At 52.4% G+C, this 14,067-nt stretch carries 12 protein-coding genes and 2 tRNA genes; 6 read left to right on the forward strand and 8 right to left on the reverse strand.

Going from position 1 to position 14,067, the window contains the following annotated elements; translation table 11 throughout:
- Positions 1-48 precede the first annotated feature (48 nt).
- Positions 49-372 carry a flagellar biosynthesis anti-sigma factor FlgM gene (gene flgM / locus NH461_RS12450; protein ID WP_261600658.1) on the forward strand — a complete coding sequence of 108 codons (324 nt, stop codon included), beginning with the start codon at positions 49-51 and terminating at the stop codon, positions 370-372.
- A gap of 54 nt (positions 373-426) precedes the next feature.
- The gene (locus tag NH461_RS12455) at positions 427-855 is read left to right on the forward strand and encodes a flagella synthesis protein FlgN (protein ID WP_261600659.1); all 429 of its coding nucleotides are present in this window, start codon (positions 427-429) and stop codon (positions 853-855) included.
- Between the two features lie 293 nt (positions 856-1,148).
- On the opposite strand, the gene NH461_RS12460 is transcribed toward NH461_RS12455, so the two are convergent.
- Entirely contained in the window at positions 1,149-1,574 is a 426-nt protein-coding gene (locus NH461_RS12460; protein ID WP_261600660.1) for an LPP20 family lipoprotein, read from the reverse strand.
- Positions 1,575-1,582: 8 nt separating this feature from the next.
- Positions 1,583-2,218, reverse strand: a complete 636-nt coding sequence (locus NH461_RS12465; RefSeq protein WP_261600661.1) for a FlgO family outer membrane protein — start codon at positions 2,216-2,218, stop codon at positions 1,583-1,585.
- A gap of 193 nt (positions 2,219-2,411) precedes the next feature.
- On the opposite strand from NH461_RS12465, the gene NH461_RS12470 reads away from it, so the two are divergent.
- The gene (locus NH461_RS12470; RefSeq protein ID WP_261600662.1) at positions 2,412-3,554 is read left to right on the forward strand and encodes a flagellar assembly protein FlgT; all 1,143 of its coding nucleotides are present in this window, start codon (positions 2,412-2,414) and stop codon (positions 3,552-3,554) included.
- A 60-nt stretch (positions 3,555-3,614) separates the two neighbouring features.
- Positions 3,615-3,691 (forward strand) — tRNA-Arg (locus tag NH461_RS12475).
- A 211-nt stretch (positions 3,692-3,902) separates the two neighbouring features.
- On the opposite strand, the gene NH461_RS12480 is transcribed toward NH461_RS12475, so the two are convergent.
- The 6 genes from NH461_RS12480 to zipA all read right to left on the reverse strand — a co-directional run bounded on the left by NH461_RS12480 (position 3,903) and on the right by zipA (position 11,512).
- Positions 3,903-3,978: transfer RNA gene (locus tag NH461_RS12480), tRNA-Ala, on the reverse strand.
- A 200-nt stretch (positions 3,979-4,178) separates the two neighbouring features.
- Positions 4,179-5,603 carry a glutamate--tRNA ligase gene (gltX, locus tag NH461_RS12485; RefSeq protein WP_261600663.1) on the reverse strand — a complete coding sequence of 475 codons (1,425 nt, stop codon included), beginning with the start codon at positions 5,601-5,603 and terminating at the stop codon, positions 4,179-4,181.
- 227 nt (positions 5,604-5,830) lie between these two features.
- Positions 5,831-6,031, reverse strand: coding sequence for a hypothetical protein (locus NH461_RS12490; protein ID WP_261600664.1), 201 nt, complete (start codon positions 6,029-6,031; stop codon positions 5,831-5,833).
- Positions 6,032-6,268: 237 nt separating this feature from the next.
- A complete protein-coding gene (locus tag NH461_RS12495; RefSeq protein ID WP_261600665.1) occupies positions 6,269-7,675 on the reverse strand; it encodes an OprD family porin in 1,407 nt (468 codons plus the stop codon).
- Between the two features lie 505 nt (positions 7,676-8,180).
- A complete protein-coding gene (ligA, locus tag NH461_RS12500; RefSeq protein WP_261600666.1) occupies positions 8,181-10,196 on the reverse strand; it encodes an NAD-dependent DNA ligase LigA in 2,016 nt (671 codons plus the stop codon).
- A gap of 68 nt (positions 10,197-10,264) precedes the next feature.
- Positions 10,265-11,512, reverse strand: a complete 1,248-nt coding sequence (gene zipA, locus NH461_RS12505; protein WP_261600667.1) for a cell division protein ZipA — start codon at positions 11,510-11,512, stop codon at positions 10,265-10,267.
- A gap of 399 nt (positions 11,513-11,911) precedes the next feature.
- Here zipA and cysZ point away from each other — a divergent pair, with 399 nt between their 5' ends.
- Complete coding sequence (gene cysZ / locus NH461_RS12510; protein WP_261600668.1) at positions 11,912-12,670, forward strand: sulfate transporter CysZ; 759 nt, start codon at positions 11,912-11,914, stop codon at positions 12,668-12,670.
- Between the two features lie 188 nt (positions 12,671-12,858).
- Positions 12,859-13,827 carry a cysteine synthase A gene (gene cysK, locus NH461_RS12515; protein WP_261600669.1) on the forward strand — a complete coding sequence of 323 codons (969 nt, stop codon included), beginning with the start codon at positions 12,859-12,861 and terminating at the stop codon, positions 13,825-13,827.
- The last annotated feature ends 240 nt before the right edge of the window (positions 13,828-14,067 follow it).

Here is a 14,067-nt window from a genome sequence, read left to right on the forward strand (position 1 = left end):
CTGCCGATGTAGTGGCTGTATCTAGTTTTTTGAGCAAAGGCTTTTACTATGGCAAGTATTGATCAGCTCCGCGCTGGCCATCTGATGACCACTACCCGCAGCGCAGGCGGTAACGTGTCAAATGCGGCAGCATCGACTGCGAAAAACCAGCAGTCCCAAGGAATTGGCAGTCCCCAGAAAGACGCCGTTTCGCTCAGCTCACAAGGGAAAGCCGTGGGTCAAATTCACCAACAACTTGCCGCCGAGCCCAGCTTTGACAGCGCCAAGGTTGCTGCGATTAAAGATGCCATTGCCAATGGCGCTTACAAAGTTGATGCTGAAAAACTGGCATCGAACATGCTTAAATTCGAAGACGAATTACGCGGCCTGTAATTGGGCGCGAGTCTATCACACGGCAGTCTTATCTGAATGGCGAAGCAATCGGTTATGGCGCAAAGCATTGAACAACTTCTGGCATTGCAACTGGCAACGCTGGAATCACTCAGTCGCCTGCTTGAGCAGGAAAAGGCTGCGATCGTGACGCGAAAGTCGACGGATATTGCCCGCCTTGCCACGGACAAGCTGGCCCTGCTCAACCAGGTTCAGCAACAGGATCACCTGATTGCCAGCCATGCCCATCGCCAGCAACTGACGGAAAACCCTGAGCTGGCGGAGAAGGTCAGCCTGATCAAAACCACCGTGGCACGATGCAAGGAAATCAACGAGGTCAATGGCGAAGCCCTGCAACGCGCACAACTCAGTTTTCACAAGCTCAATAACTTGTTTCAGCAAAGCCGCGGCAAACAGCAGATGACCTACAACAGCAGCGGTGTCGCACAGAATGTCCGCTCCCTGGGCACCAATATCAAGGCCTGATCGCCTGCTGTCCTGACCCTTCCAGCCGGTTCAACGTAAATCTTCTCTTCGCCATCCCAACCTTCCGACCGCCCAAAAGCCGGAATGCGGACAATGGCTCCGAACGCAACGGAATAGATCTGGCGATGAGTGCAGGAGAACAATCCACGACGGAGTTGGAGCGCCTGACATAAGAGCCACGCGCTCACTCGCTAAGGTAAACTCACTAAGGTAATGGTGCCTTGGAGCAGGCTAAATTCTCGGCCGAGAAAATAGCCTGTGGCCGATTTCAGGAGGGAAGCTTCGCTGGGGAATTAAAAAAGAGTTTCCTGATTGGTCGGTACATGGAACACTTCACCGTGCGCTTTCATCCGATCCATTTTGCTCAGATCCAGCTGCATCTCCGTCACAAAGCTATCACCGACCGGATAGCTGCGGATCACTTCCGCACCACGGATAATGCCATCCACGGCCCCGTCCGTTCGCTCAATCCCCAATTGTTGATCTTCCATGCCCGCTCTGGCGCTGATCCGCATACCGTAGACCTGCTCTGTCAACTCACGGTAGGCATCGATTTTTGAGGCCCGCATCGCCCGGACACGTTTCTCTTCCAGTGTACTGCCACGTTGCTCGCTTATCGAGGCATAGCCCACGGCGGTGATCAGATTCTCATTACGGATTTCCGTTAACGGCTGACATCCCACCAGCAGGGTTACAAGCAGCACAAACCAGTAGCGCATATCAACTCCTAGGGTTTCAGAATCACAGTATTTCGGTCGAAGGTCGTCGCATCATTTCGAATAATGACGCCGTTCTGGAGTCGCATTTTATTCAAAGTATCCAGGTCACGTCCAATCCGATCAGCCGGCAGGAACCCCTGCGCTGACGCAATGACCACCCGTGAGCGCATCCCGATAATCCGGGCATTGATCAGAACACCGGCGCCCTGGCGCAGCATGGTCCCGGTCAGGACATAATCAACCGGCTGCTCCCCGACCAAATCACGCCAGTTACGGCTGATCGCAAAATCACCGTCCGGGGTCACTTTGATTGCCCCGGTCGCCTTGTAATCAACCACGGTAAATCCGCGTTGCTGCATCTGATACATAAATCCTTCGGTAACCGAATTCCCGAGCCAGTTGGTTTCGTTCATCTCCTGCAGATCGACAAAAGAGGTTACCGCCAGCGGGGTTTTGGCGCTCAGATATTGATTTGACGTCAGCAGTTGCTCAGTCAGCCCTTCAATGAAGAAGTCCATGGTATGACGCGGCGTCTCCTTCAGCAGGAAAGCACTCCCCATATACGGCTCTTTACCGTTATAGATCGGAGAGTATGAGCAAGATACAGTCATCGCTGCCAGTATCAGGACTATCCATTTTTTCATTCTTGCCAGCTCCGGGTGAAAATAGCCTTGTAGCCTGTTATCGTTCAAAGAAAGAAAAACTTTACCAATGAATCTATGATTCTGCTGTCGGGAACGCTCTTTGCATATGCTGTCAGAGTGTCAATCATCCGACACGGCAAACTTTCTAACACTAAACAGTGGTAAGCAATTTTCATACCGAACTAGAGACGCAATGAAAAAATTAATCAATTTCCTCACAACGCTTTGCCTGCCCGCCCTCTTTGCTTCGACGCCGCTGCAAGCAGCCTGGCTGGAAGTCACCGGCTCAGCCGTGATGCTGGAAAGTGAACACAACGCCCGGACCAATGCGCTGGAAGATGCTGTTTACCAGGCCATGGCCCACGCCGGAGCTGATATTGCCAGTTTTTCCCATCTCAAACCGTATCTGTCAAGCGCACGGACTGAGTATCAATTCAGCGGCAACGAAGTACGGCATATCGTTGTTCTCAAGTCCGGCCAGCAGAGCGGCAAATATTACCTGACCGCTCGCATTGATATTTATCCGTCGGCAAATACTTGCCACAAAGTACAGTACAAGAAAGGGGTCTTGCTGAGTAACTTTTCGCTGATCTCCCCGCAGCATGCGGCGTTGGGAGGCATTTATCAGCTCGGCAACGACTTTACCGTCTTATTGCAAAGACAGATTACCCGCCATTCGCAAAGCTTTGTTGTCTCTGGCGCCACTCGGGTTGCCGTCAACCCCGGCCAACCTTCGGCTATGATGATGCTGGCAGAAGATAATGACGCCCAGTACATTATCAGCGGCCAAATTACCGACTTGACTTCAACCCTGGAGCAGAATCGGTTTAGCGATGATCAAGTCAACCGCCAGTTTGCCGCCACGATGGAGATCATGGATGGTAAAACCGGTGAAATGCTGCTGCAAAAAAACTACCGCGAAATTGCCCAATGGCCCTTCGCCCGGACCAGCCATGTCGATACCCAAAGTGCCCGGTTCTGGCAATCGCCGTTCGGGCAGGCGGTCCAGCGCGTGAGCCGGAACATGATGCTGGACTTGGAGAACGCCCTGTCCTGCCGTACCAGCTTGCCGGAAGTGGTCAATGTCTTCGGCACCAATGTTCAGGTGAACGTCGGCCGGATCCACGGGGTAAAACGAGGCGATCAGTTAGCGCTCTGGCACAGTGCCGGCTTTATTGATCAACAAGGCATTCCGCGTAACCGGATGGTTCAGACCGAGATTACGTTGCAGGTGGAGCGCGTGTATGAGAAATCTGCCGAGCTGACGGTCCAGCAGCCGGATCTGGCGAGCAGCATTCAGCCTGGTGATTTACTGACCAAGCAACGACCGCGCTAGCAATAAGCGCTTAAAAAATGGCGGATTTTAGGTATAATGGCGGCGTCCTTTGCGGACAAGGCTCCCTTAGCTCAGCCGGATAGAGCGTCCCCCTCCTAAGGGGAAGGCCGCAGGTTCGACTCCTGCAGGGAGCGCCACCCCTCATCCGCCAAGCCTGAATTTTTTCACACGCGATTCCCTTGCCAGCACGCTCCCTTCTGATGATCACCGAACCGCGGGTGAACACAGGATTTCTAAGCGCCGCAAACCAATGTCTTCAGTCACCGAAAAACAAAAAACCCCGCGATTAAGCGAGGTTTTTTGTGGGGTTTGGTGACTGCATTCGGCAGAACCAAACCTGGGATAATTTGGTGGAGCTAAGCGGGATCGAACCGCTGACCTCTTGCATGCCATGCAAGCGCTCTCCCAGCTGAGCTATAGCCCCATAAGACGTCAGCAATCTTAAAAACATAACAATTTCATGTCAATAGATATGTCTTATGCACGGTGGCGGCACGCTGAATTTGCAAACCAGCTCACAGAACCCACGAGACTATCCACCCTGAACGCACTCGCCAGCACTAAAAAAGCGGGAACGTCTCACACGCTCCCGCTCTTTCAATCGACAACACGAAAGCAAACGACTTAAGCGTTCACTTCGCGCGCCGCGATGAATGCCAATGCCATCTTGATCCGGGCAACAACACGCGCCTTGCCGACCAGCGTCATCACCGCATCAACCGATGGAGACTGACCCTGACCGGTCACGGCAACACGCAGCGGCATCCCAACTTTACCCATACCCAACTCCAGCTCGGTACAGGTATCTTGGATCACAGCATGCAGATTCTCTGTCGTCCAGGCTTCCAACGCTTCAACTTTGGCCAGTGCCAGTTCCAGCGCTTCTTTCGCAACCGGACGCAGGTGTTTCTTCGCTGCACCTGCTTCAAACTCGCTGAAGTCCTGATAGAAATAACGAGACTGCTCGGCCAGTTCAATCAGGGTATTGCAACGCTCACCCACCAGTTGGATCACATCGGTCACAGCCGGGCCGTTTGCCGTATCAATTTCCTTCTGATCCAGGTGCCATTGCAGGTAAGTAGCAACATAGGCTGGATCGGATGATTTGATATAGTGGTTGTTCAACCACAGCAGCTTATCGGTATTAAACGCTGAAGCTGACTTGCTGATCGAATCCAGGCTGAACAGCTTGATCATCTCTTCCAGCGAGAAAATTTCCTGATCGCCGTGAGACCAACCCAGACGAACCAGGTAGTTCAGCAGCGCCTGCGGCAGGTAACCCTCATCGCGGTACTGCATCACGCTGACAGCGCCGTGGCGTTTGGACAGCTTGGTACCATCATCGCCCAGGATCATGGCACAGTGGGCAAACTCAGGGACCGGTGCACCCAGAGCCTGATAAATGTTGATCTGGCGCGGCGTATTGTTGATATGGTCTTCCCCACGGACAACCTGGGTGATCCCCATATCCCAATCATCAACCACCACACAGAAGTTATAGGTTGGGCTGCCATCGGTACGGCGAATGATCAGATCATCCAGCTCACTGTTGGCAATTTCAATTCGGCCACGCACGTGATCATTGAAGACGACGGTCCCTTCCTTCGGATTGCGGAAACGGATCACAAACGGGCTGTCTTCAGTCGCAGCATCGTTCGCCGCGATCACTTTCGGATGATTGGCATCGTAGCGCGGCTTCACGCCTGCCGCCATTTGTGCTTCACGGATTTCATCCAGCAGCTCTTTCGGGCAGTAACACTTATACGCCTTGTCTTCCGCCAGCAGTTGGTCAATCAACTGGTTGTAACGGTCAAAACGCTTAGTCTGGTAGTAAGGACCCTCATCCCAAGTCAGGCCAAGCCACGCCATTCCTTCCAAAATGGCGTCAATCGCTTCCTGAGTCGAACGCTCGAGATCCGTGTCTTCAATACGCAGGACGAATTCACCGCCCATGTGTTTTGCAAATAGCCAAGAGTACAGCGCTGTACGAGCACCACCCACATGTAAAAAGCCTGTCGGGCTCGGTGCGAAGCGAGTTTTCACCGTCATCTGAAATACCTAAATGAAAGAAGATGCATCTGGCAGCAAAATCACTGCCTTACTAAAGATGGCCGCTATTTTAGCATTGTGAATCGAGAGTACAAACTGTCACGGAGCAACAGCATTGAGGAAAAGAAGGCGAGCATCAGGAGATGGGGGATGTAGAAAACAGCCAAAGCTGCTTCCCACACCCGCGATAGTGGCTCAAGAACTCAAAAGTCTTTGGCCAAAAGTTATCAAAAGATCGTTTTACCACCTTTTTGCTGGCAAATATGATGCGGCACCCATTGTTGGGTCGTTTTGCCATCCACATCAATCACACAGCGGTAGATCGGCATACTCGGCTGCCCACCAGAGCCTTGATTATTACTGGCCAGTGCCCAGGCAGAAGAAAGTGACATCAGCAGTACCACCATACTTGTAACGAATGCTTTCATACAACCTCACTTAATCAGGCAATCACATCAGTTTGGAGTATAGGTCACGCTTTAGAGTACTTTGATGCCAAACAATTATTTTTTAAAACAAAGAAATGGTTTATCTCAACCTTGATACTGGGTTCATGAGCGGCATTTTATGCTGCCAATCGCTCGGTAGCCCCCAGCTCGACAGCGTGAGTCGTTCACAATAAAAAAGCCGGGCACATGGCCCGGCTCCGTCAATTCAGTAACGAATTACTTGATTGTATAAGGAATTGACAGCGTTACTTTGATATCTGTTTCGTCCTGGAACAAGTTTGTCCAGCCAGTCCAGTTATCTGTTTCAGTGTCATTGACGTACTCAGTGTAGTGGAAGCCAACATTCGCACCTTCCAGAGCACCGTTTGAAATCGCATAGTTGGCGAAGATGCTCCCGGCGTATTCTGACAGGTCATCCAGGCCAGCGACATCAGAAGAGGCGACACCCATAGCAGCGGAGATACCAGCTGAGAATCCAGGTGCGCCGATATCGCTGAAGTCACGTGACAGCGAGCCGAAGAGCGCCAGTTCACCATCGTGGTTGAAGTCAGAGCGGTTGTTCCACCATACATCGTAAGTCCCGTTCGAGCCACCGTATTGCTTGGTCAGGCGATACGCAAAATCTGCCATAGCGCTGTCATCCTTACCATCAGCAACCGTATAAGTTGCTTCTGCACGGACCGAATATGGGCCAAATGAATTACCGGACATGAGTGCGAACTGGTAAGCCGTACTATCGTACTGCTGGTCATCATCAATCGCGTACAGCTGAGCCGCGAGGAACAGGCCGCTGTCTGAAGTCGAGTTCACTTTCACGTGGGCAGTCTTACGGTCACCGTCAGTCAGGCCAGCATACGCACCATCAATGTTGATCCCACTTGGCAAAGAGTAGCGCGCACCGATTGAGTATGCATCACCTGCATCACTCCCGTCAGTCTGTTGGAACTGATAAGTATCTTTGAACCATGGTGCTTTATAACGATCAGCGTACACAAGACCCAGTTGCAGATCACCCAGGTTCACCCCAACTTCCCCCCCAAGGTATGAACCGGCAGCGAAGCTCCAGTTTACGCCAATGGCCGATGGTACCGATGGCTGGAAGTAACCCAATTTTGCAGTAGCGCTATCACCAAATTTAAACTTGGCCGCAACTGTTTGGTAGCTAATCCCATTCTCATTACAGTCAACATTCCATTTACTTTCAGTACCGGCATCGCCCTTTTGATCCAGACATTCACCGTTCGCAGGGCCATCACTACCGTATGGACCACTGACATTCCAGAAATTCATTTCATGGTCTGGCGAAGAGTTTTGCCACATATCAAATGTACTGTAGACATTGAGGTCCAAGCCGACCACATCGCCCACATAGCCAGAGCTAAAGCCTAAATTCATGAAGATGGAGCCGTGATCTAAATTCGGTTTTTTAGCCGTATCTTCTTTTTTCACGGCATCGAACCCACCACGCTCACGATCGCGCAGGAAGAAATTTACCGAGCCATTCATTGATGAATCATCAAGAAAACCACTGGCGTGGGCAGTTGTGGTGACGGTAAGTGCCGAGCCAGCCATCACACCAACAACGACCGCACTTAATACCGAACGCTTAAACATTTTATCCATGGAAAAACTCCTAAAAATACTAGCTGATTTACCTGTGCCTAAAAGGTTGGCCGCCGAAGGCACTAAGCAACTCCCCATATGTCAGCGCCGTTGAAAAACCGCGCTAAATCATATTTGTTCCGTTCGTTAGAACGTCTGATTTACTTCACTCACTAGACTACTTTCGCAGCGCAAAACATCAACGACAACTTACTTAATTGTTTAAAAAATATGAGGCAGTGCAAACTTTTCCTTCGTTAGTGATCCAGCTCAAGCGAATTCGAAAAACGAATAATAACCTACAGTAACAACAACTTATACAAACTTCATTTGCAATGCGTGATCTCACTCGAGAAATAAGTGATCTATCACTTAGCTCGTTTCAAGTAAATAAGACCCAAGAACGAAGTATGATCGGATGGTATTTTTAAGATGAAAAATATGTAGAAGGAATATTATAAAGGTAATAAAAAAGTGGCACCGGTCACCCCAATGCCACTTTTATTCAATTGCGTCGACGAATTAATTAGCGCTGCATAAAATCGACCAGCGCTTGCTCATCCCAAATTTCAATCTCAAGCTCCTGGGCTTTTGCCAGTTTGGAACCGGCCGCTTCACCCGCAACCAGCAGATCTGTCTTCTTCGAGACGCTGCCCGTCACTTTGGCCCCCATCTCCTGCAGTGCCGCTTTGGCTTCAGCACGCGTCAATTGTGACAAGGAGCCCGTCAGGACGACCGTTTTTCCATCAAGTGGCAATTCGGCATCATCTGCCGGCTTTTCAATGGCTGGCCAGTGAACGCCTGCGTCACGCAGGGACTGGATGACCTCCAGGTTATGCGCTTCCCGGAAAAAGTTCACCACATGCTCTGCGACGATGGCCCCGACATCAGGCACTTCGACGAGCTGCTCCAACGTCGCCTGGCTCAAAGCCTCAATGGTTTCAAAGTGCTTAGCCAGATTCGCTGCAGTGGCTTCCCCGACTTCCCGGATCCCAAGAGAGTACAGAAAACGCGGCAGGGTCGTTAGCTTGGATTTTTCCAGCGCCGTCACCAGGTTCTGCGCAGATTTCGGCCCCATCCGATCGAGTACCGTCAACACGCCGGCGGACAGGGTGAACAAGTCAGCCGGAGTCGTCACCATCTCCCGCTCCACCAATTGCTCGATCACTTTGTCACCGCAACCATCCACATCCAGGGCCTTGCGGGACACAAAATGTTTCAAGGCTTCTTTGCGCTGAGCGCGGCAGTACAAGCCACCGGAGCAGCGTGTCACCGCTTCACCTTCGACCCGCTCGACCTTGGACTGACACACCGGGCATTCCGAGGGAAACACAATCGCTTCGGCATCGTCAGGGCGCTTGGATGTCACCACAGAGACAATTTGCGGGATCACATCCCCCGCTCGACGAACAATCACCGTATCTCCGATCATCACCCCTAAACGGGCCACCTCATCGGCGTTGTGTAGGGTGGCATTACTGACGGTCACGCCACCGACGAACACCGGCTCCAGTTTGGCTACCGGTGTAATTGCACCGGTTCGCCCCACCTGAAACTCAACATTGTTGAGCCGGGTAATTTCTTCCTGGGCCGGGAATTTATAGGCAATGGCCCAGCGTGGTGCCCGGGCAACGAACCCTAAGCGCTGCTGCGTGTCGATATCGTCAACCTTGATCACCACCCCGTCAATTTCATAAGGCAGGGTTCCACGGCGCTCGCCAATGGCCTGATAATATTCAATGACGCCCTCAATACTGCTCAGGTGGCGGCTTTCAGGGCACATGGGGATCCCCCAGCCTTTGAGCTGGATCAGGCGCTCAAACTGACCTGCCGCCAGCGTCCCGCCTTCCATCACGCCCACAGAATAGGCATAGAAACTCAGCGGTCGGGTTGCCGTAATTTTCGGATCCAGCTGGCGCAGGCTGCCCGCCGCCGCATTGCGCGGATTGACAAAGCTCTTCTCACCTTTTTTCTGTGCACTCGCATTGAGCGCTTCAAAGCCCTGCTTCGGCATAAACACTTCGCCGCGCACTTCCAGCCGAGCCGGCCAGCCTTCACCGTGTAACTTGAGCGGCACCGCGCGAATGGTACGCACGTTGGCGGTAATATTTTCCCCGGTGGTGCCGTCCCCGCGCGTGGCGGCCTGCACCAGGACGCCATTCTCATACAGCAGGCTGACCGCCAAGCCATCAAGCTTAGGCTCACAGCAGAAAGTCAGTGCATAGCTTGCCGGCAGGCGATCGATCATCCGCTTTTCAAAGGCTTTCAGATCTTCATCACTGAATGCATTATCCAAAGACAACATCGGCAGCTCATGACGCACTTCGCTAAAGCCATCCAGCGGCTTGCCGCCCACCCGCTGGCTTGGCGAGTCAGCCGTGATCAACTCCGGGTGCATTGCTTCCAGGGCAAGCAATTGTTGCATCATGCGGTCATATTCGGCATCCGGTATTTCCGGACTGTCTTCGACGTAATACCGGTGACCATGATATGCAAGCTGCTCGCGCAGCGCTGTCAGTTGCTGCTGAATATCGTGACTCATTCTTAATCCTATCGTATAAAAATAAGGCCCCAAGAAGGGGCCCATACCAATTGATTCACGACCTGCGATTACGCCCGGGTGTACCGTTTTGCTTTTTCGCGGTACGACTCAATCCGATGTGGCGTAATGAGCGCACGCTCGTGATCCAGAATGTCGGCCCCCAGTTCATCCGCAACACGCTGAACGGTCAGCAACATCTGGTTAAAGTTATTATCCGCCCGCCCCGGGCATGGCAGCATCAGGTAAAATGCCACCCCCGGTGTTTCAAAAGCTGGATCATCATGGCCCGGGAAGTGGCCCGGATTCACCATATTGGTCACTGAATAGATGATCGGCCCAGTCCCGGCCGGATCAGCATGACGGTGGTACACCGCATTCTCACCGAAAAGCAGCCCATTTGCTTCCAGGCAGCTAAACAGGGCACTTCCCCGAATAATTTGGCCTCGACGGGCATGGACATTCAGCACCAGATAATCCGGCGGCAGGGTTTCTGTCGACTCGTCTGCAGTGTCGGCGACAGCCTGGACATCGGCCTCAACCTGAACATCCGGATCAACGACTGGCTCAGCAACCGTTTCTTCCGCGCTTGTGACAGCCGTCATCGTTGCTTCGTCAACTTCCGGTGTTGGCGATAGTGCTTCTGAGCTCGCCTGCACTTCAACAAATTCAGCTTGAGATTCGGTTTGTGCCGGTGCTGCACTGCCCTCTGCGGTTTGAGCGGTTATCGGATCAGACACCGGTGCCGCCTCCGAAGCAGACGCCAGCACAGAGGTCTGAGCCGGTTCCTGGACAGATTCCTGAACAGATTTCTGAACAACGACCTCAACCTGCGCTTCCGTAGTGTCCGGCATCAACTCCGGCGTCATCGCTTGGGGCACTGCCGGATCGGCTGAATGATGTGAATTCGTTGATGCGATCGCCGGCTCAGCCTGTACAGCGGCTGCCGTCTGCGGTGTTTCCGGAGCAGCGGCCGATGCATTCACCGTCATTGCCGGACGATCCGGTTCAGTTCGCGGCGCCGGCTGAGCCGGGGCCATCAGCGGATCCGCCTCCGGTTTGTCGCCGAAATGAAATTCAGGCTCTTTGCGGGACGCTTTCTCCCGGCTCGGGTGGTCAGGATGAACTACTCGCACGCTGCCGACACCATCCTGATCAAATCCGTCAGCATCAACACTGCTTTCTTCACCCAGCTTTCCCAGCGGCTTTTCGCCAAACTTAGCGGGTTTTTCCTTCCGGCTACTCCACAGGCCATGCAGCAATAAGGCTGCGATCGCCAGGGCGCCGACAATAATAAGGACCAGACGCAATTCCTGCATATGAATACTCTGACTTTACTCTTTCCCCGTAACAGGGATTATGACCATGACTATGACTCAGGCAACCCGGCGAAACGCCCTCACTTGAAAGATCACCTCAACCGATTTGCTCGATTCCTTTAACCACCTTGCCAGTACCGCGCAGATAATTAAAGGAATGGGCTCTAATGTACCAAAACTCAAATCAGAAAGAGAAGACGATTATTGCGATTCCGGCAAGATAGTGCTCCTGAGCACAAAATCGCGCAAATTTCAGCCTGGAAATTGGATTTTCCGACTTTTATGAGCCATGACGCCAAGATGGGATTTGCTTCACAACCCGGCTCACCGTTAACATGCTTCCACCTGTTGCTGATCCGCATTTTGCATCATCCGTCGGTACATTCAGAGGAGAACCCGATGTCACAGTCCATGGCCCAACAGCCACATACCGGAGCCGGCTATTTTTTCAAGGGCATGTCCCTGGCCATGCAGCCCGGCACCCGCCGCTTCGTGCTCATGCCGTTACTCATTAATATTCTGCTGTTCGGCAGCGCCTTTACGTATGTCCTGATGCAACTGGATGACTGGATCAACAGCTGGATGTCTGCCCTGCCAACCTGGCTCGACTGGCTCTCATACCTGCTCTGGCCACTGCTGGCAATTGCCGCACTGGTCACGTTTTCTTACTTTTTCAGCACCATTGCCAATTGGATTGCCGCGCCCTTTAACGGCCTGCTGGCCGAACACCTGGAAGCCAAGCTGACCGGCGCCAAAGCACCGGATGCCGGACTGCGCGCGATCCTCAAAGACTTGCCGCGCATCATGCACCGGGAATGGGTCAAACTGAAATACTACCTCCCCAAGGCCATCGGGCTGCTGATCCTGATGTGGATTCCGGCCATCGGCCAGACCATCGGTCCGGTGCTCTGGTTTTTGTTCAGTGCCTGGATGATGAGCATTCAATATGCGGACTACCCGTTCGATAACCACAAAGTGCCGTTTCCGGCCATGCGTGATGCCCTGAAGCAAAAACGCGGCAAGTCTCTGGGCTTTGGCACGCTGGTCATGCTCTTTACCATGACGCCACTCCTGAACCTGGTGGTGATGCCGATTGCGGTGTGCGGCGCCACCGCCATGTGGGTCGACCATTACCGCGGCCAGTTCCGCAACTACTAATCACGTCCCCTTGCCGCACTGACCCGTGTATTCTGCTCGAGTCAGTGTGGCGTTGTTCTTTCTTATTTCTGCTTACAATTCCCTCCTATATAACAATAAGATATAACAATTAATTACTTTCCAAATTCAAGACACGGTTTATGCTTAACCTGTTAATTGTTTAAACGTGTCACGAAGGAACGACCAGCATGAGCAAGATTTACGAAGATAATTCCCTAACGATTGGTAATACCCCGCTCGTTCGCCTGAACCGTGTCAGTCAAGGTAACGTTCTGGCCAAAGTTGAAGCCCGTAACCCAAGCTTCAGTGTGAAATGCCGTATCGGTGCCAACATGATTTGGGACGCCGAGAAAAAAGGTCTGCTGAAAGAAGGCGTGGAACTGGTTGAGCCAACCAGCGGCAATACCGGTATTGCTCTTGCGTTTGTCGCCGCGGCCCGTGGCTACAAGTTAACGCTGACCATGCCGGAAAGTATGAGCCTGGAGCGCCGCAAGCTGCTCAAGGCGCTGGGTGCCAACTTGGTGCTGACCGAAGCTCCGAAAGGGATGAAAGGCGCCATTGAGAAAGCCGAAGAGATTGTGGCCTCGGATCCGGCGAAATACCTGCTGTTGCAACAGTTCAGCAACCCGGCCAACCCGGAAATCCATGAAAAAACCACCGGCCCTGAAATTTGGGAAGCCACCGATGGTGACATTGATGTGTTTGTCTCGGGTGTCGGCACCGGTGGAACCCTGACAGGCGTGAGCCGCTTTATCAAGCAGCAAAAAGGCAAAGCCATCACCACAGTTGCCGTCGAGCCGTCCGAGTCTCCGGTCATCACCCAGGCCTTGAACGGCGAAGAGATCAAACCTGCACCGCATAAGATTCAGGGGATCGGTGCCGGCTTTATCCCGGGCAACCTGGACCTGGATTTGATCGATGAAGTTGCGCAAGTCAGCTCTGAAGATGCCATCGACATGGCACGTCGCCTGATGGAAGAAGAAGGGATCCTGGCCGGTATTTCTTCTGGCGCCGCCGTGGTTGCCGCGAACCGCATCGCAGAACGTCCTGAATTTGCTGGTAAGAACATTGTTGTTGTGCTACCAAGCTCATGTGAGCGCTATCTTTCAACAGCCCTGTTTGCCGGTATTTTCACTGAAAAAGAAACCCAACAGTGATCACACTTTAAAAAGTTAGAGGTCAGATAACTACCTGAAAGCTCCCCCAGTGGGGGCTTTTTTGTTGCATTTCGCACTGAGCTTTAATATAAAACCGTTGCGTTTTATTTCTAGCGTCGAAATAAAAGGTCAATTATTGACCAGTTTGACACTTGAAATGCCATAAATGTCACAAAACATTGACTTGGATTAAGCTAAAACGCCGAACTGTTGGGTAGTTTATACTCCAGGTGAGCAAAG

It is taken from the genome of Photobacterium sp. TY1-4 (assembly GCF_025398175.1).
In the GTDB taxonomy this organism is placed as follows: Bacteria; Pseudomonadota; Gammaproteobacteria; order Enterobacterales; family Vibrionaceae; genus Photobacterium.

What these genes read in the sequence shown, in the direction of transcription:
- flgM (WP_261600658.1), top strand. Translation starts at nt 49, where the DNA reads ATGGCAAGTATTGATCAGCTCCGCGCTGGCCATCTGATGACCACTACC.
- NH461_RS12455 (WP_261600659.1), top strand. Translation starts at nt 427, where the DNA reads ATGGCGCAAAGCATTGAACAACTTCTGGCATTGCAACTGGCAACGCTG.
- NH461_RS12460 (WP_261600660.1), bottom strand. Translation starts at nt 1,574, where the DNA reads ATGCGCTACTGGTTTGTGCTGCTTGTAACCCTGCTGGTGGGATGTCAG.
- NH461_RS12465 (WP_261600661.1), bottom strand. Translation starts at nt 2,218, where the DNA reads ATGAAAAAATGGATAGTCCTGATACTGGCAGCGATGACTGTATCTTGC.
- NH461_RS12470 (WP_261600662.1), top strand. Translation starts at nt 2,412, where the DNA reads ATGAAAAAATTAATCAATTTCCTCACAACGCTTTGCCTGCCCGCCCTC.
- gltX (WP_261600663.1), bottom strand. Translation starts at nt 5,603, where the DNA reads ATGACGGTGAAAACTCGCTTCGCACCGAGCCCGACAGGCTTTTTACAT.
- NH461_RS12490 (WP_261600664.1), bottom strand. Translation starts at nt 6,031, where the DNA reads ATGAAAGCATTCGTTACAAGTATGGTGGTACTGCTGATGTCACTTTCT.
- NH461_RS12495 (WP_261600665.1), bottom strand. Translation starts at nt 7,675, where the DNA reads ATGGATAAAATGTTTAAGCGTTCGGTATTAAGTGCGGTCGTTGTTGGT.
- ligA (WP_261600666.1), bottom strand. Translation starts at nt 10,196, where the DNA reads ATGAGTCACGATATTCAGCAGCAACTGACAGCGCTGCGCGAGCAGCTT.
- zipA (WP_261600667.1), bottom strand. Translation starts at nt 11,512, where the DNA reads ATGCAGGAATTGCGTCTGGTCCTTATTATTGTCGGCGCCCTGGCGATC.
- cysZ (WP_261600668.1), top strand. Translation starts at nt 11,912, where the DNA reads ATGTCACAGTCCATGGCCCAACAGCCACATACCGGAGCCGGCTATTTT.
- cysK (WP_261600669.1), top strand. Translation starts at nt 12,859, where the DNA reads ATGAGCAAGATTTACGAAGATAATTCCCTAACGATTGGTAATACCCCG.